The sequence below is a fragment of the Pelosinus baikalensis genome (assembly GCF_020819555.1).
GTDB classification, from domain to species: Bacteria; Bacillota; Negativicutes; order DSM-13327; family DSM-13327; genus Pelosinus; species Pelosinus baikalensis.
Genome location: NZ_JAJHJB010000008.1, coordinates 98,001 through 121,843, shown reverse-complemented (window position 1 = coordinate 121,843; position 23,843 = coordinate 98,001). Strand labels below are relative to the sequence as shown.

Here is a 23,843-nt window from a genome sequence, read left to right as displayed (position 1 = left end):
ACCGCGATGCCTGAGGCTGTATCAGAATTAATGCCGCCGAGGTAGGTGGAGTAGACGAGGGCTGAGCCGGCGAGGTTTAATTTGGTGACAAAAGCATCCTGTCCGCCTTTGAGAGTAGTCTGAAACGCGTCCGGAGTAGTGGGGAAATCGGGGGATAGAGTCAACCCGGTGACATAGGCATTGCCGGATGTGTCGACCGTGATGCTACTGCCTTGATCAAAGCCGCTGCTGCTGAGGAAGGTGGAGTAGACGAGGGCGTTGCCGGCGGGGTTCAATTTGGTGACAAAAGCAGCAAAAATGCCTGTGAAAGTGGTCTGAAACGCGCCCGGAGTAATGGGGAAATCTCTGGTTTGAGCCAGTCCGGTGATATAGGCGTTGCCGGATGTGTCGACCGCGATGCCACTGGCTGTATCAAAGCTGCTGAAGCGTATAGGAATGCTGCCGCCGAGGTAGGTGGAGTAGACGAGTGCTGAGCCGGCGAGGTTTAATTTGGTGACAAAAGCATCTCCATCGCCTCTGAAAGTGGTCTGAAATGCGCCCAGAGTAGTGGGGAAATCGGGGGATTGAGCCAGCCCGGTGACATAGGCATTGCCGGATGTATCGACCGCGATGCCAATGCCTTGATCAAGGCTGCTGCCGCCGAGGTAGGTAGAGTAGACCAAGCCGGGGTCGATTACCAGCGGGTAACGGGGGTCATAGTCAACGCCTACGGTAAATCCGAAGGCCAAAGCGCCGTTCGGCTGATGTTCGAGGGCAAATTCCGTAGCGACAGGCAATTGTTGTTCACCGTCTAGTTGGTAACTCACCGGGCGCTGCTCGGTCAATATACCCATTGGAGTATGGATGAGCAGGTTGCCGTCAGCATCCGGCGATAGGTTGTCTGCCCCGTCGTAGGTCAGGCGGATGTTGTTCGGGTTTGCGCCTGGTTGGATGATGACCTCATATTTCAGCACGCCGCCAGTGTTGCGAAATACCATGTCGATGCCTGGCCACAGCTCAGAGTAGACAATCTCAGCATAGGAATGCAGGTTGGTCTGCCATTTGGCTGGGTCGTTGCCGATAAAGAAGTTAATGATGCCTGGTTGTTCCTTACGTGCTTTGATGTTGGCAGACGGATTGGACTCGATAAAACGGAGGGAAAGGGCCATTCCTTGCCTAGTTTGTTCCATTTCCGACTGATCCTCATCCAGACGAAAATGACGGTGATGATGATCCAATTTGGCTGGCTTTGTCGGACGTTCTATGAATGCCATATTTACTGCTGCTGGAGTAAAGTAAAAGCCGTAGCCTGCGCCACGAGTGTAAAAATGTGCAGGTGTGGCCACCTGACCGGCGTTAGGAATGAAAGTTTGTGATAGGTTCATCAGAGAGTCAAGGATATGCTTCTCTTGTTCTGGGGGGATACCTGATTGGGAATACTTCGTTACTATAGGGAACAATTTGTAACCTCCTTGTAGAGTCATAGAAAAGGAGTCCCTAAAGGATCAAGAACAACATCTTCTATGCCGTCAATTCCTTGTTTACAAAACATATTTCTCAATAGCATATGTACTTCGTATTGGAAAAGTTACATGGAACGGCCAAAATAAAAGCCAGTGTCCATAAACTGGATGATGCTGACTTCTCTTCTTACATAAACGGTAGAGACGTATCTTACTGATATTCTTCGTAAATACATGATTATTATTTTATTATGTTTTAAAAGGATTTATCCATGGGTGCCGAATTCGCTAACTATATAGGAAATAGCCAATCCCCGCCTTCCTAAGCCGTGGGCTGAGGTTCGAATCCCTTCACTCGCTCCAGCAAATTAGAGGCCTTCCGGCGTTTTGACGGAAGGCTTTTTTAGACTTATTGCCATTTGGCGGCCAATTCACTTAAGCGGTACTACTAAGATGATTCATCATCATGAATGATTATCGTAATCATGAATGGTGATTTTTAATAAGGATATACACATGTTATACTGTGACCAAGGAAAAATTCATACTTATGATTGCTGAACTGGTAAATGCAATCGTAAATATTTAGCAGTCAAAGAAGACTCTTTTCATTAAATTGAAATGAGTTTTCTTTTTTTTATCAGTTATTTACTAAAAGTGACAGTATGCTACTTTTGGGAGGTGATTCACGCTTCATTGTGCTAACGATTTGGTGTTGTAAAATTTAATTGTGGGAGGAATTTGAAGATGGATAATATACAACTTCAAGAGACGATTAAGGCGAAAAGTAAGATGGGCTTTTTCGATAAGCTGGAGGCCAAAGTTCCTTTATGGCAGCAAATGATAGTCGGCCTTATCGTAGGTGTAGTGGTGGGAAGTTTGTGGCCTGATTTCGGCAAGACTCTAGCACCCGTAGGGACTGCGTTTATCAAGTCCATTAAGATGATCATCATTCCGTTGGTATTTTCGTCAGTCGTCATGGGTATTTATCATATGGCTAGTGACATGAAACAGCTAGGGAAAATGGCAGCTGTTACTTTCGCATGGTTTTACTTTGCTACTGGTATAGCTTCACTGTTAGGCATTGCGCTTAACCAGGTCTTTCATCCGGGGCTCGGAGTTGCGATGACTGCCACTGGCGTTATCCCTCAAGACTTGGCAAAATCAATTGATTGGGTGAAGTTTTTTCTGGACTTAATTCCTGATAACGTATTGGCAACTGCTGCGGCTGGAAAAATTCTGCCCTTTCTAACTTTCTGTATTGCATTTGGAGTAGCACTTGGGACGATGAAGGAAAAAGCCAAGCCAATTATCGATATCTTGGAAACCTTATTCGAGGCCACGATAAAAATTGTTAATGGCATCTTACGTGTGACCCCGATTGCAGTAGCAGGTATTATGGCTTGGGTTTTCGCATCACAGGGCATGGCAATGATTATTGCGTTATCCAAGTTGATCCTTACTTTATATGTTGGTCTATTTGTATTCGGACTTATATTCTTGGCTTTAGTTGCCATGCTAGGATACAAACCGATAAAAATGGTGAAAACCATAGCGGACGCTTTACTTCTGGGATTTGCTACTTGCTCTTCCGAACCGGCGCTACCAGTTCTGTACAAAGCACTTGAAAAAATGGGTATTCTGACTAAGATACCGGCGTTTTGCCTGCCTCTTGGATACACCTTTAACCTTGACGGATCTGCTTTATACCAGTCACTTGCGATTTGTTTCATCGCCGATGCTTATGGTCTGCATCTTTCCATGGGGGCGCTTGCGACCATTCTGCTGACCACTTTGATTGCAAATAAAGGAACGGCTAACATTCCATCAGCATCACTTGTCGTAATGGCCGTTATATTGACTACCATAGGGCTGCCAGCCGAAGCTATCGCTATTCTCGCTGGCGTGGATCGACTCATGGATATGGGACGTACGGTTGTTAATGTATTTGGCAACACCTTTGTTGCTCTGCTTCTGAACCGTTTTTTTGGAAACCCTAATGCTCCTAGACAATTTAACGAGATGCAGGCTTAACTAACGTAACTAGAACGAATTACGAGGGTAAGTAAACATATTCTCAGCACAAAACGGATGGTAAGGAGCTCTGGAGTACGGATTGCCGTAAGAGCTCCCTTTCATCCGTTCTACCATAGAAACAATAGAATGTAGCTGATCTTTATGAATGATTAATCCTGGAGCGCAGTATCGTGAAGAAATAATATTCTTATACTGCTTTAACTGGTTTATATAATTATTGCTTCATGGAACCACATAGTTCTAAAAAAGCACGCATTGCTGGCGTTAGCCATTTTTCATGGTGGTAAATTAGTTGGGTTTTTACGTCAATCTTAGGTCCGGTCCAGTCTAACTCGACAAGTTTACCTCGCTCTAAATCATCTTGAACAGCAATTTTTGGTAACATGGCAGCACCTAAACCGCAGATGGTACATTGTCTTATGGCACCAATGCTGGAAAGTTCCATAAGTGCTCCAGGTTTAACATGATTCTCTTTAAACAAAGAGAGGACCATAGGGCGATAGCCGCAGCCTGGTAATGTGATGATTAAACATTCATCGGTAAAATCATGGGGTTTAATATTTTTCTTATGTGCCAGAGGATGAAGCGGGCTTGCCACAACTGTCATTGCTTCATCATGTAGTGTTTGTACCACCATTTCCGTAGATTTTATTTTGTCGGTCAGTACCAGAGCTATATCAATAGTGTTGGCCTTGATTAATTCAAAAAAATGCTCACAGCTTTCTGTTTGAACTCGTATTTCAACCTGGGGATATAGTTTGCGGTATTCAGTTAAGATTTGAGGAAGACGATAAACGCAGACGGTTTCAGCGGCACCAATGTTTAGGACGCCGCCAATGCCTTGAGGTAGAAAATCTTCTTTAGCTCTTTCATATAGATCTAGTATACACTTGGCATGGTTTAGCAGTTTTTTACCGTCGCTTGTTAGCTGAATTCTCCGTCCTATCCGATCAAATAGTTTCACTTTTAGTTCCTCTTCGAGTTGACGAACTTGACCGGTAATATTGGATTGCGCGTAGCCTAGTTTCAAACCTGCTTTTGTGAAGTTAAGTGTTTGGGCGGCAACGTAAAATATCTGTAACTGGCGTAATTCCATACCCTTCATCTCCTCTTAACCATATATAAAAGTGATTATAATCATATAAAATAATCGTTATTCCTATTGATAATTATATGATATACTGTCGTCAAAAATAAGTCTATATGCTTTCAAAAAAGATAGAGGATCACTCTGATGAGATTCTCTTGCTCCAATGCAGTTTTCTCAAAACCATGGAATGGGTGTAAAACAGAATTAAATATAAATAAAAGGGATGATAAGTATATGAGTAATGTATTTTATCGTAATGTAAATAAAAACTATCTTGAGGTCGATCATGGTGAGGGGATTTATCTATATGATAAAGAAGGCAACAAGTATATTGATGCTTGTTCAGGAGCGGCTGTATCAAATTTAGGTCATGCTCATCCCCGGATTATCGACGCGATGGTGAAACAAGCTAAATCGGTAGCCTTTAGCCATTTATCACGCTGGACATCCACTCCCATTCAAGAATTGGCAGATTTAATAGCTAGCTTGGCTCCCGGCTCCTTGAGTAAGCTATATTTGGTATCTGGAGGTTCAGAAGCAACTGAATCAGCACTAAAGATGGCACGGCAGTACTATATGGAGCGAGATGGAAAAACAGGAAAATATCGAATTATCTCTCGCTGGAAGAGTTTTCATGGAAATACCATTGGCTCCTTGTCCATGACAGGTGATAAAAGACGTGGAAAATATACACCACTACTTTTAAATTTTCCTCATATTGCGCCAGCATATTGCTATCGCTGTCCATTTGGTAAAAGTCAAGATACCTGTAATGTGGATTGCGCTCTTGATTTGGAACGAACCCTTAAAATGGAGGGAGCGGATCATGTTGCCGCCTTTATTGCAGAATCAGTAGGCGGCGCAGCCTGTGGTGCGATTGTTCCTCATAAGGATTATTTTAAAATTATTCGAGAAATTTGTGATCATTATGATATTTTATTTATAGCTGATGAAGTAATGGCTGGTTTTGGCCGGACAGGATCTATGTTCAGTATTGAGGATTGGGGCGTTGTCCCGGATATGATTTGTGCTGCTAAAGGTATGAGTGCCGGATATTCTCCATTAGGCGCTGTCATTGCGAAAGAAGAAATTTACAATACCTTTAAACAAGGCTCTGGCGTATTTGTTCATGGTCACACCTATGGGGGAAATCCTTTATCAGCAGCGGTTGCGTTGGCCGTAGTTAAAACATTGGTAGAGGATAAAATAGTAGAAAACTCTCGTATTGTTGGAGATTATCTGCTGGCACAATTAAAGGAAAAATTATTGCCGTTTTCTTATGTGGGGGATGTGAGAGGTAAGGGGTTAATGCTTGGCGTGGAAATTGTAAAAGACAAAGTAACGAAAGAACCTTTCCCAGTTAAAATGGTGATGGCAGAAAAGCTTACCAGTACATTAATAAAGCATGGGGTGATTGTATATCCTGGTAATGGTAATGCGGATGGAGAAAATGGGGATCAGTTCCTTCTTGCACCACCACTGATTATTACAAAGAACCAGGCCGATGAATTGATCGAAGGCATGGTAGCTGGATTTACTGAATTTGATAAAAATATTGGATCAATGAAATAAGAGGTGAGTAGAATGGAAAAACTAATTATCACAATCGCACCGACTGGTAATGTGCCAACGAAAAGTATGACGCCTCATGTTCCTGTGACGCCAGAGGAAATTGCCAAGGATCTTGTCGCTTGTTATGAGAAGGGAGCTGCTGTAGCTCATATTCATGCAAGGGACGGGGAGGGAGTCCCAACTTGTGATTTGCAATATTTTGCGCAAACGGTTCGGTTACTTGATAAGGCGGGATGTCCCATTGTAAAACAAATATCCACTGGTGCACGAGGTGGAAAATCAGGAGAGGCCAGGGCAGAAGCACTAGTGTTAAATCCACTTTCTGCTAGTTTATCGTCCGGATCCTCTAATTTTCCAACAAGTATTAATGCCAATGAGCCAAAGCTTGTTGAATATCTGGCAAAAACCATGCTGGAAAGAAATATTAAACCGGAAATAGAAGTGTTTGATACGGCGATGATTAGCAATTCTGTTCGTTTAGAGCAGGCAGGACTGATTAAGGAACCCTTGTTATTCAACTTTGTATTAGGAGTTAAAGGTTCTTTACCGGCAACTCCTAAGAATCTATTTTTTCTGTATGAAAGCTTACCGCATAATGCAGTTTGGAGTGTCTCCGTCATTGGTCCTCAACATGTCAATTTATCCGTAATGGCAATGGCATTGGGCGGACATGTGAGGGTAGGAATTGAAGATAACGTATATTATAGTAAAGGTATATTGGCAACTAATGTTGCTTTGGTAGAGCGTATTGCTAATATTGCAAAGGCTATGGGGCGAGAAATAGCAACTCCAGAAGATGTAAGAAGAATATGGGGTATAACAGAGAACAGCCTAATATGAGTATCTTGACAGAGGAGATACCTTAGATAGAGTAAAGTTTCTGCTTGAAAAGATATATATATATTCGTAAATTTAAGCCTTCCGGCGTTTTGTCGGAAGGCTTAAATTTGGTTAAAGATGAACGAAAATAATTGCCAGCTAAAAAACTTGACAAATTTTAGCTGGTTTTTATACCTACCTCAATCTGGCTGTAATTGTACGGATAAAGAGAGAGAGGGGTTTAATTTAGTTTAAGTCTGGAATGTAGATAAATAAGAATTGATTTTTGGGGGTGGGACATTGGAATTAAATCTTAGCAATACGGTACAGCTCATTACAATCATTAGTTTTACAGCAGGGTTAGTAAAATATTTAATCGTTAAGCCTTTGCAAACTGCAATAACAGCGCTAAAAGAGGCAATTACCGAAATGAAAGATATGCTTTTTCGGTTAGATCAAGATCAAAAAGGAATTGATAAAAGGCTTGTTGCTGTGGAAGAAGCGGCAAAATCGGCCCATAAAAGATTAGATGGAATGGGGGTACATTAATGATGATACCAACAAGTAAATTACAAATCATTTATGTAGCTGCTGGCATATTGGTGGCGGCTAATGTTTTGGCTATTGGGTTATTCGTGATGTTTGCGAAACTTCGGGATGGACGGCTAAAAGAATCGATTCGAAATATTATCTTTGAGCTCGATCGATTTGCCGACAGTATGGAAAACACCGATAAGCGAAGATCTGCAATCCAGCAGATAAACGATATTTTAGGATGGAGAAAATTTATTATCCCTGGCGCGCTGATTGGTTGGGTAATTGACGCAGAAGTGGCGGTAATAAGAAAGATGCAAAAGGCAACAAATACACCAAATTTACATGGGGAGGACAAAATTAATGGCTAAAATATTTATTAATCCTGGACATGCACCAGGGGGATATCCTGATCCAGGAGCCCTTGGACCATCTGGATTGCGCGAATCGGACGTTGCTGTCGATGTGGGTGCCATGGTCTCAGTTTATTTAAGGTCGGCTGGCTGCGATGTTATAGTATATCAGTCGGACAGTTTGCAAGATATTTGCGATCGAGCCAATGCCTGGGGAGCAGATGCAGTAGTAAGTATCCATTGTAATTCCTTTTCTGCACCTACAGCCACTGGCATGGAGATCTGGACCAGCAGAGGACAAACTAGAGCTGATAGTTTGGCCAATTATATTATGGCGCAAATGGCTGGGGAATTTCCCACGTTGCCAGTCCGTGGTGATTGGTCAGACGGTGATGTGGATAAAGAGGCAGGATTGTATGTTCTTAATAATACGGTTGCGCCAGCAGTATTGGTTGAGCTTGCATTCATATCCAATCCAAAGGAAGAGGCTATTTTAGCAAGTGATGAAGGTAAGCGTATGTTTGCGGCAGCAATTGCTAGGGGCATAACGGATTGGCAGGTGAGTGCGTAATGAGTGAGGAAGAACTTTTAAGCCTTATTAACTCCAAAATTGGCATAGGAAAATATACACTTAGAACCCTCATAATCGTTGCCGTAATCTCTTTAATTATAGGCATCGTTACAGGATTAGCCATAGGGCATGTCTTAGCAGAAGGTGATAGGCAAGCCTTGGCGGTAGAAAAGAATAAGCCTCCTACTATAAAGGAGACAGTCAAAACGGTTACAGATACAAAACTGCAGTATGTGCCAGGGCAAACGGTCTATTTACCAGGGGAAGTTAAAGAAGTCTTAGTAGAACCAGTGGCTAACGATACACCTGGTGCTATTCCTGCAAAGTTAGACGGTAAATTTGATATTGGCAAACAACAATTTATCTATATGGTGAATGGCAAGGTAGGCAAGTTTGATAAGACGGATGATGAGCAATTTGTCTTTGATAAAAATATGATCGATTTACAACAGACCAGCACAATCACAATGAAAGCTGAGATACCGACGATTGATTTGACAAGGCACAACGTGATCACAGTCGGTGCGATGTTCACAAAAGGTAAGATTGAGCCTGCTGCTGGCTACACTGGCAGTATCGGTAAAGTTGGTGCTTATCAACTGGCAGGCAGTCAGTCGGCTGCTTATGTTGGTGCCGGATTTAAATTTTAAAACGTACCTACAGCTGCAGTAACGAAATATAATTATCTACACAAAAGCACCGTCTTACCTTTGGTAGGGCGGTACTTTTTATTTTGAACCTATCTATCAGACAGTAGTTACAGAGAGAGTAATTGCAGGAGTAGGAGTCATGTGGCTCTATATTATTTTTTTGCGAAGGTTCTAATTTGAATATAATAAGCGTATGATACATCATTGAGCGCCCTTGCGTTAACAAGGGCGCTCGGCTAGAATAATGGGAGCGATCAGGTGAACAATTCGGCAATAATGCGTAGCAAGACTAGTAGTAGCCAGTCTGAGACGTTAAAGTTGAAGCGTTTCGTCTCAAGACGCATTAAAGTCACCTCCCATATTCGGTTTAAGGGCAGAGGCCGAAACTCTGCCCTTATAAAATATATGCGTTGTTATAGAAGTTTAGAACCGAAAAATGTTAAAAAAATCCAGCAGACAAGTTCGGTGGTTCATTGCGAAAAAGAAGAGAATCTTAAGAGCAATTATAAAGAATGATCATGATAAAAATAAGCATGCAGAGATGATAACAATCTTGCATGCTTATTTTTACTATTTATTTTTTAAATTATGAACAGTTTCCCATATGACTATGGTATCATAATTACGGATGTGCCAATTTCGATTTTTTCAAATAACTCTTCAATATCCTGATTATACATTCGAACACAGCCGCCAGAGACATAGCCTTCTACCGGACCATTCCATGAGCCATGCAGGCATGTTTTATCAGACGATAGGACCAACCTTCGGGAGCCAAGGTCTACATCGGCTATCTTTTCAAATATCAACTTTTCGATAATCTGATAATTTCCTGGCGGGGTAGGTGTATCAGCTTTACCAATACCTACGGAATATTCTTTGATTAACGTATCATCTTCATAATAAGAAGTACGAAAAGTGGTAAGATTTACGGCAATATGCTTTTTCATTGGTTGTTCATCTCCTTCAAACTTATTCTATGCAAGATTACATTTTTTGTTCAAAAAGATAGAACGTATAGAGGCAAGGGATTATTTAAAAACAAATCCATTATGTATATAAAGAAAGACTGAATTTGGAATCCCTGAATCATCAATATCCAAATGATCGTCATTAATATGCTATAGAGCTATGGTGTTATTGTGAATGTCGAGGGCCTCAAATCATTTTTCAAGGTGTAACACGTAGAATGGTCTGAACTTATGGTTTATTGGTGTATGGTTAGCATGGTACTTAATATTGGTTTTAAAAAAGAAAATCAGGTAAAATGAGCCTTATGGCGAAACGCCAGAAGGCTTATTTATAAGAATTGCTACAGAAATGATCCTAATCTTCTTTTTCATCTTCTTGTTGATTAAAAAGAGGTTTTGCTACAGCTGGTTGCATGCTGCTAGCGACACGGTTCTTGGCATCTAAGGGAACTCCATCTTGCCACATTTGATAACCATAAATTACTACTGCATGTGTTATCGTGATTGGCAGCGATAAAAATGGGGATATTTTGAAATCTAATATTCCGTTATTTGGTAAAAGGTAGTTTAGCAAAAAAAAGTTAAACCCTATATCTAGAATGGTGTTGGTAATAAAATACATTCCAAAACGTCCATAGGTGAACTTAAAAATTCACATTGTTAATACAGGCATGGTACCAAAAAAGTAAGGCATCATTTGATGAAAAGGAAAAATTGATTCCCGAGTAGCCCAAAATCCTAATGTAGTCCCTACGTCATGAATGATGACAGTCAGGACTAGAGCAAACATGGCAACAGGCATCCAATGCTTTATCTCCTCTTTCTTCATGAAGAAGAGAGAGAGCCAAGGAACAAAGCACATTGACCACATAAGAACACTGTTACTCACCAATTGTCACTTCCAGTCACAGTCGTTATTGAATCGAAGTTAGTTTTACCTTAACATCCCGATTGTATACGGGGAAGAACTGATAGGCAAGCTGGATCACTTACTCCCTTGATAATGACTCGTACTGAACTTCCCTTTGTGCGCAAGTCGGTGAGAATCTTTTATATTTCTCTTACCTTATTTGTTCAAGAACCTGCAGATATTCTTCAACGTGAAGGTTAACAGTTTTTGAGGTGGTGACAATTGGAAAAACGTTAGATTTAGGAACCGTCTATAAGGCTGTAATTAAGTTATCCACAAACATTCACACCTTATGCACAGGGTTATCCACAATAGTGATCTTTTTGTGAAGGAAACCTAGGAATTTAATTGAATAGAGAAGAGTAGACTAAAAATAGTCTTTAAAATAGAATGTAGAATAACGCAGGTGCTTTATGGAGATTTGGAAGAAAAATTTATATGTCTGTTGGTTTGCAGTGTTTATTGTCTCTTCAGGTATGAGTCAGATGGCTCCGTCACTGCCCCTTTATATTGAACATCTCGGTGTCCATGGGGCAGCGTCGATTGCGAAATGGTCGGGAATCGTTTTCGGGAGTAACTTTATAAGTTTGGCGATTTTTGCTCCTATTTGGGGTAAGTTTGCAGACAAGTATGGACGAAAATCTATGATTCTAAGAGCAAGTCTCTGGTTATCTATAATCGTGACTTGTATGGGGTTTGTGGATAATGTGTATCAGCTAACGGGTTTGCGGATTTTTCAAGGAGCCCTTTCTGGTTTTCAATCGGCAGTCATTACATTAGTTGCGACGCAAACACCAAATGAACAAGTTGGATGGGCAATGGGCATCCTTTTTAGCGGGCAAGTTGGAGGTACCTTACTTGGGCCTTTGTTTGGCGGATTTTTAGCAGAAATAATAGGATTTCGAGCAACCTTTATTGCAATTGGCTGCATGTGTTTTGTTGCTTTTATTGCATCCTTCCTATTCATTAAAGAAAATAAAATTACTATAAACAAGCAATGCAACCTTAACTTTCATGAGGTTTGGGAGCTTCTTCCCAACCATAAGGTAACGGTGTGTTTGTTCATTACTACCTTGATCATGCAGCTTGCGCTTATGTCCATACAGCCGATTATTACTGTCTACATTGCCCAATTATCTTCAGGCACGAATCATATTGCTCTCATTTCAGGTGCGGTTTTTGCTGCTTCAGGTCTGGCAAGTATAATCTCGGCTCCTCGGCTTGGGAAAATTTCAGATCGAATTGGACCGCAAAAAGTGCTATTAGCAGCATTGGTTGTAGCGGGGGTGTTGTTCGTTCCTCAGGCCTTTGTAGAACATCCTTGGGAGCTGGGAGTACTTCGCTTTTTGCTGGGGCTGGCTACGGCAGGTCTATTACCTTCTGTTAACAGTCTTATTGCGCAAAGTACACCACAGTTCATCACAGGCCGAGCTTTGGGCTATAATCAATCCGCGCAATTTTTTGGTGTATTTCTAGGTTCGATACTAGGTGGACAAATGGCAGGTACGTTTGGTATTCGTTATGTGTTTTTCTTTACGGGGGCATTGTTGCTAGTGAACGGATTTTGGGTTTATTATACGATATACAAAGAAAAGTTTAATGTTTGTTAATCCAATAAAAAAAGGTCCCAATAAGGGACCTTTTTTTTATTGGATTAAACAAAGAGAATCGCTTTAATATTAAAGTCAAGAATCATCTCGAAAAGATATAGTTAACAATCCAATATAGTTATCCGAACAAAAGTTGTTTTACCTTGCGTCTAATGCATTAAAAGTAATTATGAATCGGGTTCCCTTACCTTCTTCCGATTGTACCTCTATAATTCCGTTGTGGCGTCGTACAATTCCTACACAAACAGAAAGCCCCAGCCCAGTACCACTTTCCTTTGTAGTGAAGAATGGATCAAATATTTTTTCCTGATTCTCTTTACAAATCCCGCATCCGCAATCTGCAACACATAAGGAAACCGTATCACCCTCAAGGATACTTTCAATAATTAGCGTTCCTTGTTGGCCCATAGCTTCGATGCCGTTTCTTACAAGATTTAAGAGCAACTGTTTAATTTCTTTTTCATTCAATAAGAGGTGAGGTAATCCTTCAGTTAGATTTACTTTCAACTCAATATCTCGCTCTGTTGCGTTAGTTGCTATAAGTGGAAGAATTCCTTTTATGATAGCATTTAAGTCTTGCTTTTTGTTCTCTACCAGCTTATTTTTTGCCAAAGAGAGGAAATCAGTAATAATTTGCTCAATTCGTTCTAATTCGCATAAAACAAGACAAAACTGCTCGACCATACTGTCTGAAACATTTTTACTAAGGAATTGCAGATAGCCTTTAATAACTGTCATAGGGTTTCTGATTTCATGGGCTACTCCAGCCGCCATTTCTCCTACCAAATTTAAGCGATCAAGTTTTGTCATGTCTTCCTTGAGTTTTTCATATTCGGTGATATCATGGATGATTGTCATGGCACCAATAATCGTATTCTCGTAATTACGAAGTGGAATTGCATTCAGTAAATAACAATTTCCATATGCGTTCTTTAGATAATAATCCAAAGTTTCTATTCCCTTTAATGCTTGATTACAAGGTGAGTGCTCCCAATCTAATCCTAGTGCTTCTAAAAGATAGCGCCCTGACTTACCTAGAAATTCTTCTTTTTTGAAATTTGATATACGTTCACGATGAGCTTTATTCAATGCGATAACATTACCTTTGTTATCATACAAGACAATTCCCAAAGGGCATAACTCAATTAATTGGTTTAGCTTTTTATTTTCGGTTAAATATTGATTTAAGAGTTGTTGCTGTTTCTCCTGGGTCTTTCCCCTGAAATTCTCTTGCTCACTTATTTGATACTTTCTTTCTAATGTAGATAAAAATTCTTGGCTGGTTTCAACTCCACTCAGCGCTTTGGCAATCGCAGATTCAGCGTGTTCAATAGAGTATTCATTGATAAATCGGTTAGAGGAAATATTTTTTATAAATTCTTTATTTACAGTAAGTATTCTCCCTTGTTTATCAACTATAAAAATAGCCATTGGGCATGACTCAATTAACTCGCTGATTGTCGTAACTTGATTAGGGAGGGGGATCTCTGATAAATTGCTCTCTGTAGTATCTGTAACATTGCACATAACCGCTTCAATGTCTCCGCTAGGTGTAATAATTGGATTTATCAAATATTCAAAAGAGTGATGCTGTCCTTCTGCATTAGAAACGCCTATATAATTATCATATACAGCGGCTCCCGTATTGAATACCTCTATTATTTTCTCATCCAATCGCTCAAAATCTTCCGATGGTAAATCAGTATTAAGGTCCCTCCAATTTTTACCTATCATATCAATTGGCTTTAGACCTAAGTATTTTGCCCCCATTTCACTCACATAAAGAAACTTTAGGTCTTTACTTATAATAGCGATAAATTTAAGTTGCGGCTGAAGTTTAAATTGTTCATCAGTCATGGTTAATTTTTTAATAAGTTGTAGTAACATAAGAAACCTCCAAATATTATACTAATGCAAAATTATATAAGTAACAAAAAAATCTCGACCAACAATACAATCCATTGTTAGAAGCAATTAATTGAAACAAATATAAATTAAGCGCTTCATTTGATAAGCACAGGGCTATGATTAAAAAATGCCTCCAAAACAAAGCATGTAGCTTTCTAAGCGGTGTCTGTATGTTACAAAGTTTCGTGATTATTCTGCTTTCGAAATATACTTGGAAAAACTCATTCTAACATTATTGGAGAAATTTACCGATAATACACCGATTGATAGAAGGTTGTTCACTTTTCATCAATCCTGCATTTTTTCTATGAGATATTACGATATTCTATTTTATTGTCTTATATAGGATGTAAGACATGTTGGCGTTGTTTTTGTTTGAAACTCCGTAATGTGGATGTCTCCACATGTTTCTGAACTCATAGAATGACTTAAAGTAGCGGCAACTTCGTTGCACTCATAGGAATCGAAATATTTCTGGTGCTGCTGTTTAAATTTAACTTTAACTAGACCCTTATAGATTAGGTCAACAACATAATCTTTAAAAGCAAGTTCTTCTAGCACTAGTTCTTCTTCGGCGATCCTTTCCAAAACTTTATATACCTTTTCATCTATTAAATATTCACTATAATATTGATTTTTGGAATATAAATAGAACTTCTTATCATTATTATTACTAAACGAGTAGTCAATTTTTACATGTAGGTCATCAGATAGAAATAGATATAAATTTTCCCACTCCACTGAGTGCAGCATATTAATTTGTTCGAAATATTCGGCTACCTTCTTATTAATCCCTTGGGTAGGATTATAAATGGATTTTGAATAAAAACTATTGCCTCCTTTTTTGATTAAAATGTATCCAAAGTTTACTGACGATATACTTGAGCAATTAAAATTCTGTATCCACATATCCAGTTCAGCATTGTATTGCTCAATTGTCTGTTCAAAAGGGTAATGGCAATGGGGTATGGAAAATAAAACATCATTTCTGTCAGCGGTAGTCAGTATTAGCTTATCTGCCTTTGTTTCTCCCCACCATTGGTTCAATTTCTCCTCATAATGGTGAACATTCACTAAATCAGTAACAATAAAAAGACTTCCTGCATCGCTCAGGTGTAAATCAGCATTTTTGATAATTACTTCTAATAACTTTTCGCCATTATTGCCTCCATCTCTAAAGTCTAAGTTACTATCGGGACTTGGAACAAAAGGTGGATTGGCTAAAATAGTATCAAACTTTTCATTACCGATAGGTACGTAAAGATTACCCTCAACAAATTTTATATTTGATATTCCATTTAGTTGTGCATTAAATCTGGCAAAACGTATAGCCCGCGGATTGATGTCTATCCCAACGACTTTCTTTGAGTAGCAGCTGGCTGTAATTGCCTGGATGCCGGAACCTGTACATAGATCAAGTGTATTTTTGGATAAATACTTCGGTACCGTATGTACCAAACCTAAACTGTCCATCCCAATATACATAACCGGATTTTCTTGGATCTTGTCTTCTTCATAAATCATATATCGATGGTCGGTAGCAATAAAAAACTCATTAACACAGTAGATATCAACTCTTGAGGCAAACAAATTGCCCCTTGGAATAATGATTCCCAAGTTGCAAAGATTCTGGAAACAACACTCTCCAAGTATCTCTGTAATTCTTTCTTTCTTTAAAGAATCGCGCAGTAAAAATAATCTGAGCAGGTCTTCTAGTTCTCCTTGACCAAGTTTATGATTGTTATAGTAATGGATATAAGTTGGCTCGATACTTTGAAGGGTTTCAATCTCAAGCAATTTACAAATGTTACTTTCTGAATAGCCATGCTTTGTAAGGTTATCATTAAACTGTTTAAGCGTATTGTATAAACGGAAGGACTCATCGGTAAACTGTCCCAGAGTACTATCTGAAAGCTTACTATTGGTACTGTCGCTTTCTTTTCTAAGCATCTTATAGGGCAAATTGTATCTTTTGAGCTGTTTTGAAGCCCACTCTAATTTTTCCCAAAACGCCTTTTCAGATAAGTTTAACTCTAATCTCAATTCCTCAAGCTCGGCTTCTGTGTCTTTATAGCAAAGCATTATTAGGCGTACTTCTTCATATGTATAATATTTTGAAGGAATTAGGTCAGTTAAATCTCTTATTTCTGACATTCCCAGTGGATCCAATAAAAGTATCAGATCTTTACCTAATTGTGCTGAAAAATGGGTGCCAAGTGGATTCTTAGCAAAAAGAACAGATGTTTCTTTATACATTGCGCCTTGGGAAGAAATCTTTTTTAATTCATTTGTTGTCCAAAATGAGTTCTCCGTATTGCCATAGAAAATAGCTTCATCTAACTTCTTCATTAAGTCAGTAACATCGATTCTTTTTTCTGCTAAACCATGAGGATAATCAGGTTCCTGCAATTGGAGCAAGTGCTCTTCATAACTTAATACAGGTGAATGTCTTTTCCTTATCCAATAATCTTCAAGACTAAGAAAATCGATGTCAGTTGAAAGGAATGTGCTGATTGCTTCTTCTGGTGTTTCAATAATTGGCTGACCGGCTATATTGAAGCTTGTATTTAAAATAACAGGACATCCTTCTCTTTCTTTAACCATGTTGTAACACAAATCATAAAAAAAGGTGTTCTGCTCCGACGTAACTGTTTGAACTCTCCCTGTACCATCATAATGAGTAACAGAAGGAATTTGATCATGGTATTCTTTTTTGATATTAGAAACTAAAAGCATGAATGGGCATGCTATAGCTTGTTCAAATATTGTAGATATTTCTTCCAAAGGTATGACTGGTGCAAATGGTCTAAAGGCTTCTCTGAATTTGACTCTATAATTTACAATGTCTTTCATTTTTTTAAAAGTTGGATCAGCAATGATAGATCGATGGCCTAAAGCTCTGGGGCCAAATTCTGATCCGCCTTCAAACCTTGCAATGATATTCCCTTTTGACATATGAGCAGCGCAGGTTGAAACCATTTCTTGAGAAGAAAGTTTTTCTATAATGATTTCATTTGCGAACTTATGAAGAGCTGATTCAATTTCATCTTTAGTATAATCTCTACCAAGGTCTGCTTTCTCTAGTTTGGGGCGAAGGTTACCCCTTTCAATGTTATGATATGCCCAAAGCGCATTCCCAGCAGCGATACCTGCGTCTCCAGCTGCAGGGAAAACAAAGATATCTTCCAGATTAAGTTGCGTTAAAAGTTTATAATTGACAACTGAATTTAAAGCCACTCCTCCTGCGCAGCAAAGCTTTTTGCAGTTCGTTTGCTCAATTGCAAGTTCAACGATATGTAACAATGCCTTTTCCAATTCTGATTGAATTTTATATGCCAAATCTACAATATATGGTCTAAGGTAAGCTTTTCCTTTACCATCATCATATAATTTTTTTAGTGCTTCCACCTCCAGAAACAAGTCATAGGCAGAAATATCGATACTGTAACTTTCCGGTTTAGTATGCAGCCACTCACGCCATTGATCACAATAAGTTCCATAGGGAGCCAATCCCATAAGTTTTCCTGCTTCTGGTATTGCCAGGTTTTTCCCAATGATAGTTGAAAAACCAGCCAATTTTGTAATGAATTCATAAATAAATCCGAGAGTGGAAAGTGATGCCAAATAAGCTTTTACCTTTTCACTATGCAACAATTGTATCTCGGTTCCTTTTGCAATGTACAAGCTGTATGATTCTGTAAGCCCCTCTTTGTCTGTACTGCCTGAAGCATCGACAACAAGAATAATTGCTTCATCAAAGCCCGATGGCCAGTAAGCTGTATACGCATGAGATAAATGATGGCTTGGAATCGTACAAATTTTATCCGATAATTCCCTTGGGAAGATTCTTTGTAAGATATCTTCTGAGTAGTCTATCCCCGGCATATTTGCCGTAATACTGGAAAGATCATTTATTCCAATATTGTATTTTCGTAGACAATATTGAATCGCTTCATGAGGAATCTGAATGCTTTTACAATCTCCCAATGTTTGGTGCAAAAAACCTATACTGTTTTTTGTCCTATCCAATCGTTCTTGCTGTATTGCGATTTCGATTTTTCCATTTCTTACGAGTGCTGCTGAACGGTCATGTCCGAGGTTAATTCCTAAATGATACATTGGCTCATTTGAAGTCGCCATAAATCATCCCTCCCAGTAAATTTTACCAGTTTGTCGCCAATAAATTGACCAACGCCTGCCACTTGGTATTACGGTATACTTTCTCAAAGAGAGGGGCATGCAAGCTCACAGGCAGAATAAGAAAGATTATCATTTTCATAAGCTGTAGGGAAATCTAGTTTCTGATAATCTTCCCAAAAAAAATAAAGCTATTAATAAAGTAGATATTGAGTATAAAAATGTAATTAAAGGGTTTTATTGTAAAAATTCGTCGGAGTTCTTGTTTTTCCTTCAAAAAAACTGATAAAAGTAAATTTGTTTTGCAACAATGATTTACCAAATGATACAGATGTGTTTAGTCGTCTATCTTTAATTAAGTGGACTGCTCTATTTTCGTCACAATTTTGTCACATATTTATTTTAAAATGTAAAGCGGCAGATCGGTATAGAAGCGGCTGATAAATTCACTACCGCTAGCATCCATGTCTATATCGCTCTGTTTTGTCGTTTATAAAATTAACAAGATGCTAACAACATTATTGATGATTGTGTAGTATAATAAATCCAATAGCAGATGCTATTTTAGTAATCTTTAAATAAGGAGGTGTTGAACTTGCTGGTTCATACCCAATGCGGATGTAGTATTATTCTTAGCCCTCAAGGCAGGGGGAAATGCCCCAATTGCGGCAAAAAAGTCAAAGTGCAAATATCTAATAAGTAAAAGAACCGTCTATCTTCCGGGTAGGTGGTTTTTTTATTTTAATAATCGCGATTGGGTTATGTTTTAATAGAGCGCTTGGAATCTCTCAACCGGAGGACATCGTTGAACGCAGTATGAAAATTATGTGGGCAATGAAAGACGAAGGCACTAGTTCTCTTAAGCGAGATATCCAAGCAGGTGTTGCCAGTGAAATTGAAATGTTTGGCGGTGAAATATGTCGTCTTGCAGCGACATGCGGCGTAAAGGTTCCTATGAGCTGCAAAGCATATGAAGCGCTCAAAAGTAAAATACAGGGATAGTTGTATCCACTGTTCCCAATTTGTTTGCTTCAATGCATGGACAATTTTAGTCCTAAAGGCGAGGAAACCTTACCAGGATTGTAGGAAGAAAAAGGCTTTAAATTGAGATGTATCAATAGCTTAGAAAGCTAAGAGTGTGCATAAAGAAGCAGGAAGTGGGGATAGTATCCCTCCTTTCCTGCTTCTTTGCGTATATCATTTTTGCTGTTGATTTCATCTGTTCTTCTGTGGAAAACTCAGCTATGCAGGGATAATCCTTTTACGATTTTATCAACAACTCTTTTATCCGCACGGATAGCCAAGCCAACTAAATTGAGATTACTGCTATTTGACATTTTAACAGCTGCTCGGTTTCCCTCATCGTGTGCAGTTGAAAATAGTTCTTCAGTAAAAATAGAAAATCGCTAGTATTTCATTGCTGATCTAATTGACAAATGAATCAGCGAAATATATAATTGAAAAATAGTTAACTAGTTAACTATTAAGTATAATAAAAAGGGTGAGAAAGATGGAAAACTCTGAATTACTATTGCATCAACTCTTTCAAACGGTTCGTATTATTGCCAAGGGTCTAAATAAAAGCTTAGAGCCTCACGGGATCTATGGTTCCGAATGGTCGATTATTACAACGCTAAATGAAAAGGGATCAATGACCCAGGGAGCGTTAGCAAACTACTTAAATATTGAACCGCCTGCAGTGTCTAAAAGTTTGGTCAAATTAGAGCAAAAGGGGCTAATCATGAGGATACCAGGCGCTGATAAAAGGGAAAAAAAAGCTACGTTAAGTCAAGAAGCAGTGGATCAATGCTTTTTCTGGAGAGAAATCGTAGGGCATCATAGAAATGCCATTTTAAATAATCTATCAGAGGAAAAGCAGAAAGAATTAACAATGCTGCTAAAGACTATTTTTCAAAATGCACAACAATATGAAAATAAAATTACAATGTGAATCCAAAAAATTAACCAAGGAAAAACACGATTGATATGGAGGCCATACGATGGAAATAAAAAAAGTCAAAAGTCATAGTACTACAACACTATGGTCTAAAAGTTTTCTGCTACTCCTATTTGGAAACTTATTCATTTATCAAGGCATTTTAATGCTAATCCCAACCTTTCCGTTATATATTAAACAAATTGGCGGAAATGATTTGGAAGCTAGTCTGCCTTTTGCCGTCATCTCGATTTCTGCTCTAATTGTTCGTTCCATTAGCGGTACTGCAGCAGATACATTTGGACGAAGACCACTGCTGATAGTCGGTATGTGCATCCTTATTGTCTTTAACTGCTCTTTTTTTGTAGCTTCAGGAATTGGCATCATACTGGTGTTACGATTTTGTCAAGGAATCGGTTGGGGGATGACATCAACAGTGCTGGCAACGATTATGTCGGATATTGTATCTCCTAAGCAGCGGGGAGAAGGTACAGGATATTTCGCTTTATCGATTATTCTGGGTACCTCTTTTGCAACAGTGCTTGGAATAGAGGCGATGAAGCGTTATAATTTTGATGTCATTTTACTGATCTCTACCATTTTAGTTGGGGGTGGAATGTTATTAACGCAAGGTATATCAATGGATTCTGCAAAAAAAGAGCTTAAACCTAAACGTATTAAAAGAGGAATCCTTTGGAGTGATTTATTTGAGAAAAGTGCATTGCTGCCTGCTTTTTTATGTTTCTTGCATTCAATAACCTTTGGTGGAATTATGAGCTTCATTATGCTGTTTGGTCAGGAAACCGGCATCCAGAATGTCGGAATCTATTTTGTTGGACATGTTTCAATGATTTTAATCAGCCGCCCATTCGCCGGGAAATTATTTGACCGAAAAGGGCATGCCTTCGTAATAGTGCCAGGAATAGTGCTTATGATCGCTGGCCTCTTGATGCTGTCTTATTCAACTACGACTTACATGTTAATTGCATCTTCGCTATTCTATGGGTTAGGATATGGGGCGGCTCATCCTTCACTGCAAGCCTGGGCGATTGCGCGATCACCTGCGGAACGTAAAGGAGCTGCCAACGGCACATTTTTATCTTCTTTGGATTTGGGATATTCAGTTGGTGCCGTACTATTAGGCCTGATTGCCACCCATACGAATTATGCTGCTATGTATCGAATCTCTATTTTATTCTTAGTAGCGTTTGCAGTAATATATGGATATCATCTCATTAGAAATAAACAGGGGAATTTGAAAAAAAATGAATATAGTGAAAAACTTGCATGATGAATATGACATTGTAGTTGTGCTTCATATGTGAGGTGGGAATTAATCTTCTTTGTTATCATCCTAAGAGGCTTGCTGGCAGCAGGCTGTACATTAGATGATAGATTTACATTCAACCTTTTGAACGGGCTTGCTTCACCTTCTTGCCAAAGCTGATAGCAATATAAAAGGGTGGCGTGTCCAAGCGACATAGGAAACATTTGGAGGGGCGTTATATTATACAATTCTAAAATACCCCGCCTGACAAACCAATTATCTAATGGGATGATGAGAATGAGATTAATACATGCATTTGTGGCAAGAAACAGCCAAAAGCGTTTATAACTAAATTTGAAGATCCAAAGAATACCAACAAGGAAAGAGCCATAAATAAATATCGGCATATTTACAAATGGAAAGACAGTTTCCTTAGTTGACCACCAATGTAAAGTAATTCCTGCCTCTATTACAATGGTTGATACTAGTGCGCCCAATAATGCAACAGGCATATAGCGTTTAAGGTCTTCTTTCTTTAGAAAAATGACAGATAGCCAAGAAATTACGAAACTTGCCCACAGTAATGTCTGATTACTCATATGAATCCCCCTAAGTTTAGTTTATTTTTAAGTCTTGGTCTGTTTCACGATAAATATACGTCAATAAGCAAGCTGATATATCTTACGATCGCTAACAAGTCTAATGCAAAACGTTTCATAGATCTTGATCCAATCAAACCAGCCGTCTATCTATTAAAGATAGACGGCTGGTTTGATTTATACGACCTTCGAAGCATGCGATCCATCTCTTGCTTTGCTCTTAACCGAGCGAGGCGACTTTTTTATTTAATTTGACTTAATAAAAAGGAATTCTTTATCTTTTGGATAATAATAACAATAAATGTATTATATTATCTTTAAAGTAAAATAATAGAAAATTAATGGAGGAAGATGATATTGAAAAGGAAAGTATTGATTTCATTATTGACAGTATTTTTGATACTTATTTCAATTCTAATAGTGGGGTGCGCCATGATCAATCCCAAAGCTGCAACAACAACTAATACATATCCAGATAGACCGATTACCATAATTGTGCCTTTTAGTGCTGGGGGGTCTTTGGATTTGATAGCTCGTGCATTGGAAAAGACAGCCGTCCAACATTTGGGTCAACCAATGATTGTCGTTAACAAGCCTGGAGCAGCAGGAACCTTAGCCTGGAATGAACTGACTGGTACTACACCGGATGGCTATACCATTGGTATCACCGGAGTCGAAATCATATTACATCCACTGTATGGATTGTCTAAATACAATTATCCCACCTCATTAGAGCCTCTTGTGCAGGTTTCGTCGTCACCATTTATAATGGTAGTTCAAGCGAATCAGCCATGGCAAAATGTTGATGATTTAGTAAAAGATGCTCGCCAGCATCCAGGTCAACTTAAATTTGGTAATAGTGGTGTAGGCTCGTTGCCGCATTTGCTTAGCGAAATGTTCGCACAATCGACTGGTATTACTCTTCAGCCCGTTCCTTTCCAAGGCGGATCAGAATCCTTGAAATCTTTACTGGGTGGTCATGTTCAGGCTATTTTTACGAGTACGTCAATAGTCAAAGAGCATCTGAAAAATGGCACGCTAAGAGCGTTAGCAGTGACTGGAGAACAGCGGCTAGCTGATCCTGTTTTTGCGAATGTGCCAACATTTAAAGAGCTAGGGAAAGATATTGTATTTAGTTATTGGATAGGAGTGGCAGCTCCTAAAGAAATGCCTCTTGAGGTAAAAGAAAAGCTAGCGAATGGTTTAAAAGCCATTATTGCCGAACCGGAATTTCAAAAAAATGTAGAGAATAATGGACTGCAATTTGAATATTTAAATCCTAAAGAATTCCAAGAGAAATGGCTGCGTGATAACGAAACTTTATCTAAAACAATAAAAGAAACGGGCATTTTAGAGCGGATTAAGGAGCAAAAAAAATAAGTTAACTTAGAAGAAAAAATGCACCAACCTACCTAAATTGTTGGGGCGGTGCTATAT

Annotated in this window: 21 protein-coding genes; 12 read left to right on the top strand and 9 right to left on the bottom strand. The window is 39.0% G+C overall.

Annotated elements, in window-relative coordinates:
• On the bottom strand, nt 1-1,439 hold a 1,439-nt coding region (locus tag LMF89_RS08300; RefSeq protein WP_229534630.1), incomplete at its 3' end, for a DUF7948 domain-containing protein.
• Between the two features lie 750 nt (nt 1,440-2,189).
• Here LMF89_RS08300 and LMF89_RS08295 point away from each other — a divergent pair.
• Nucleotides 2,190-3,476 carry a dicarboxylate/amino acid:cation symporter gene (locus LMF89_RS08295; protein ID WP_229534629.1) on the top strand — a complete coding sequence of 429 codons (1,287 nt, stop codon included), beginning with the start codon at nt 2,190-2,192 and terminating at the stop codon, nt 3,474-3,476.
• 217 nt (nt 3,477-3,693) lie between these two features.
• Here the strand turns inward: LMF89_RS08295 and LMF89_RS08290 are convergent, their stop codons facing one another.
• Complete coding sequence (locus LMF89_RS08290) at nt 3,694-4,575, bottom strand: LysR family transcriptional regulator (RefSeq protein ID WP_229534628.1); 882 nt, start codon at nt 4,573-4,575, stop codon at nt 3,694-3,696.
• A 228-nt stretch (nt 4,576-4,803) separates the two neighbouring features.
• Here LMF89_RS08290 and LMF89_RS08285 point away from each other — a divergent pair, with 228 nt between their 5' ends.
• The 6 genes from LMF89_RS08285 (at nt 4,804) to LMF89_RS08260 (ending at nt 9,068) form a co-directional block, all read left to right on the top strand.
• Nucleotides 4,804-6,141, top strand: a complete 1,338-nt coding sequence (locus LMF89_RS08285) for an aspartate aminotransferase family protein (RefSeq protein ID WP_229534627.1) — start codon at nt 4,804-4,806, stop codon at nt 6,139-6,141.
• Between the two features lie 12 nt (nt 6,142-6,153).
• Nucleotides 6,154-6,981, top strand: coding sequence for a beta-keto acid cleavage family enzyme (locus LMF89_RS08280; protein ID WP_229534626.1), 828 nt, complete (start codon nt 6,154-6,156; stop codon nt 6,979-6,981).
• A 279-nt stretch (nt 6,982-7,260) separates the two neighbouring features.
• Entirely contained in the window at nt 7,261-7,509 is a 249-nt protein-coding gene (locus tag LMF89_RS08275) for a hypothetical protein (protein WP_007954825.1), read from the top strand.
• On the top strand, nt 7,509-7,865 hold the full coding sequence (locus LMF89_RS08270) for a hypothetical protein (protein ID WP_229534625.1): 357 nt from the start codon (nt 7,509-7,511) through the stop codon (nt 7,863-7,865). Before LMF89_RS08275 ends, LMF89_RS08270 begins: the two co-directional genes overlap by 1 nt.
• A complete protein-coding gene (locus LMF89_RS08265) occupies nt 7,858-8,418 on the top strand; it encodes an N-acetylmuramoyl-L-alanine amidase family protein (protein WP_229534624.1) in 561 nt (186 codons plus the stop codon). The genes LMF89_RS08270 and LMF89_RS08265 overlap by 8 nt, the downstream gene beginning before the upstream one ends.
• The gene (locus tag LMF89_RS08260) at nt 8,418-9,068 is read left to right on the top strand and encodes a hypothetical protein (protein ID WP_229534623.1); all 651 of its coding nucleotides are present in this window, start codon (nt 8,418-8,420) and stop codon (nt 9,066-9,068) included. Before LMF89_RS08265 ends, LMF89_RS08260 begins: the two co-directional genes overlap by 1 nt.
• A gap of 608 nt (nt 9,069-9,676) precedes the next feature.
• Here the strand turns inward: LMF89_RS08260 and LMF89_RS08255 are convergent.
• From LMF89_RS08255 to LMF89_RS08245, 3 genes are all read right to left on the bottom strand, one after another.
• Nucleotides 9,677-10,018 (bottom strand): L,D-transpeptidase, encoded by a 342-nt coding sequence (locus LMF89_RS08255; RefSeq protein WP_229534622.1) that lies wholly within the window; start codon nt 10,016-10,018, stop codon nt 9,677-9,679.
• 376 nt (nt 10,019-10,394) lie between these two features.
• Complete coding sequence (locus LMF89_RS08250) at nt 10,395-10,661, bottom strand: hypothetical protein (RefSeq protein ID WP_229534621.1); 267 nt, start codon at nt 10,659-10,661, stop codon at nt 10,395-10,397.
• Nucleotides 10,662-10,691: 30 nt separating this feature from the next.
• Complete coding sequence (locus LMF89_RS08245; protein ID WP_229534620.1) at nt 10,692-10,928, bottom strand: hypothetical protein; 237 nt, start codon at nt 10,926-10,928, stop codon at nt 10,692-10,694.
• Nucleotides 10,929-11,362: 434 nt separating this feature from the next.
• Here LMF89_RS08245 and LMF89_RS08240 point away from each other — a divergent pair, with 434 nt between their 5' ends.
• On the top strand, nt 11,363-12,559 hold the full coding sequence (locus LMF89_RS08240; RefSeq protein WP_229534619.1) for a multidrug efflux MFS transporter: 1,197 nt from the start codon (nt 11,363-11,365) through the stop codon (nt 12,557-12,559).
• A 138-nt stretch (nt 12,560-12,697) separates the two neighbouring features.
• On the opposite strand, the gene LMF89_RS08235 is transcribed toward LMF89_RS08240, so the two are convergent.
• Both LMF89_RS08235 and LMF89_RS08230 read right to left on the bottom strand, forming a co-directional pair.
• Nucleotides 12,698-14,446 (bottom strand): ATP-binding protein, encoded by a 1,749-nt coding sequence (locus tag LMF89_RS08235; RefSeq protein WP_229534618.1) that lies wholly within the window; start codon nt 14,444-14,446, stop codon nt 12,698-12,700.
• A 351-nt stretch (nt 14,447-14,797) separates the two neighbouring features.
• Nucleotides 14,798-18,607, bottom strand: coding sequence for a carbamoyltransferase C-terminal domain-containing protein (locus LMF89_RS08230; protein ID WP_229534617.1), 3,810 nt, complete (start codon nt 18,605-18,607; stop codon nt 14,798-14,800).
• Nucleotides 18,608-19,318: 711 nt separating this feature from the next.
• Here LMF89_RS08230 and LMF89_RS08225 point away from each other — a divergent pair.
• Nucleotides 19,319-19,606 (top strand): ketopantoate reductase family protein, encoded by a 288-nt coding sequence (locus tag LMF89_RS08225; protein ID WP_369412567.1) that lies wholly within the window; start codon nt 19,319-19,321, stop codon nt 19,604-19,606.
• Between the two features lie 236 nt (nt 19,607-19,842).
• Here LMF89_RS08225 and LMF89_RS08220 read toward each other — a convergent pair whose 3' ends face one another.
• Nucleotides 19,843-20,001 (bottom strand): DUF2000 family protein, encoded by a 159-nt coding sequence (locus LMF89_RS08220; protein ID WP_229534649.1) that lies wholly within the window; start codon nt 19,999-20,001, stop codon nt 19,843-19,845.
• 113 nt (nt 20,002-20,114) lie between these two features.
• On the opposite strand from LMF89_RS08220, the gene LMF89_RS08215 reads away from it, so the two are divergent.
• Both LMF89_RS08215 and LMF89_RS08210 read left to right on the top strand, forming a co-directional pair.
• A complete protein-coding gene (locus tag LMF89_RS08215) occupies nt 20,115-20,555 on the top strand; it encodes a MarR family winged helix-turn-helix transcriptional regulator (protein WP_229534615.1) in 441 nt (146 codons plus the stop codon).
• 49 nt (nt 20,556-20,604) lie between these two features.
• A complete protein-coding gene (locus tag LMF89_RS08210) occupies nt 20,605-21,831 on the top strand; it encodes an MFS transporter (RefSeq protein WP_229534614.1) in 1,227 nt (408 codons plus the stop codon).
• Here LMF89_RS08210 and LMF89_RS08205 read toward each other — a convergent pair.
• Nucleotides 21,768-22,406 carry a hypothetical protein gene (locus tag LMF89_RS08205; RefSeq protein WP_229534613.1) on the bottom strand — a complete coding sequence of 213 codons (639 nt, stop codon included), beginning with the start codon at nt 22,404-22,406 and terminating at the stop codon, nt 21,768-21,770. The two genes, LMF89_RS08210 and LMF89_RS08205, sit on opposite strands and share 64 nt — an antisense overlap.
• 435 nt (nt 22,407-22,841) lie before the next feature.
• Here LMF89_RS08205 and LMF89_RS08200 point away from each other — a divergent pair, with 435 nt between their 5' ends.
• A complete protein-coding gene (locus LMF89_RS08200) occupies nt 22,842-23,786 on the top strand; it encodes a tripartite tricarboxylate transporter substrate binding protein (RefSeq protein ID WP_439651935.1) in 945 nt (314 codons plus the stop codon).
• Nucleotides 23,787-23,843 lie beyond the last annotated feature (57 nt).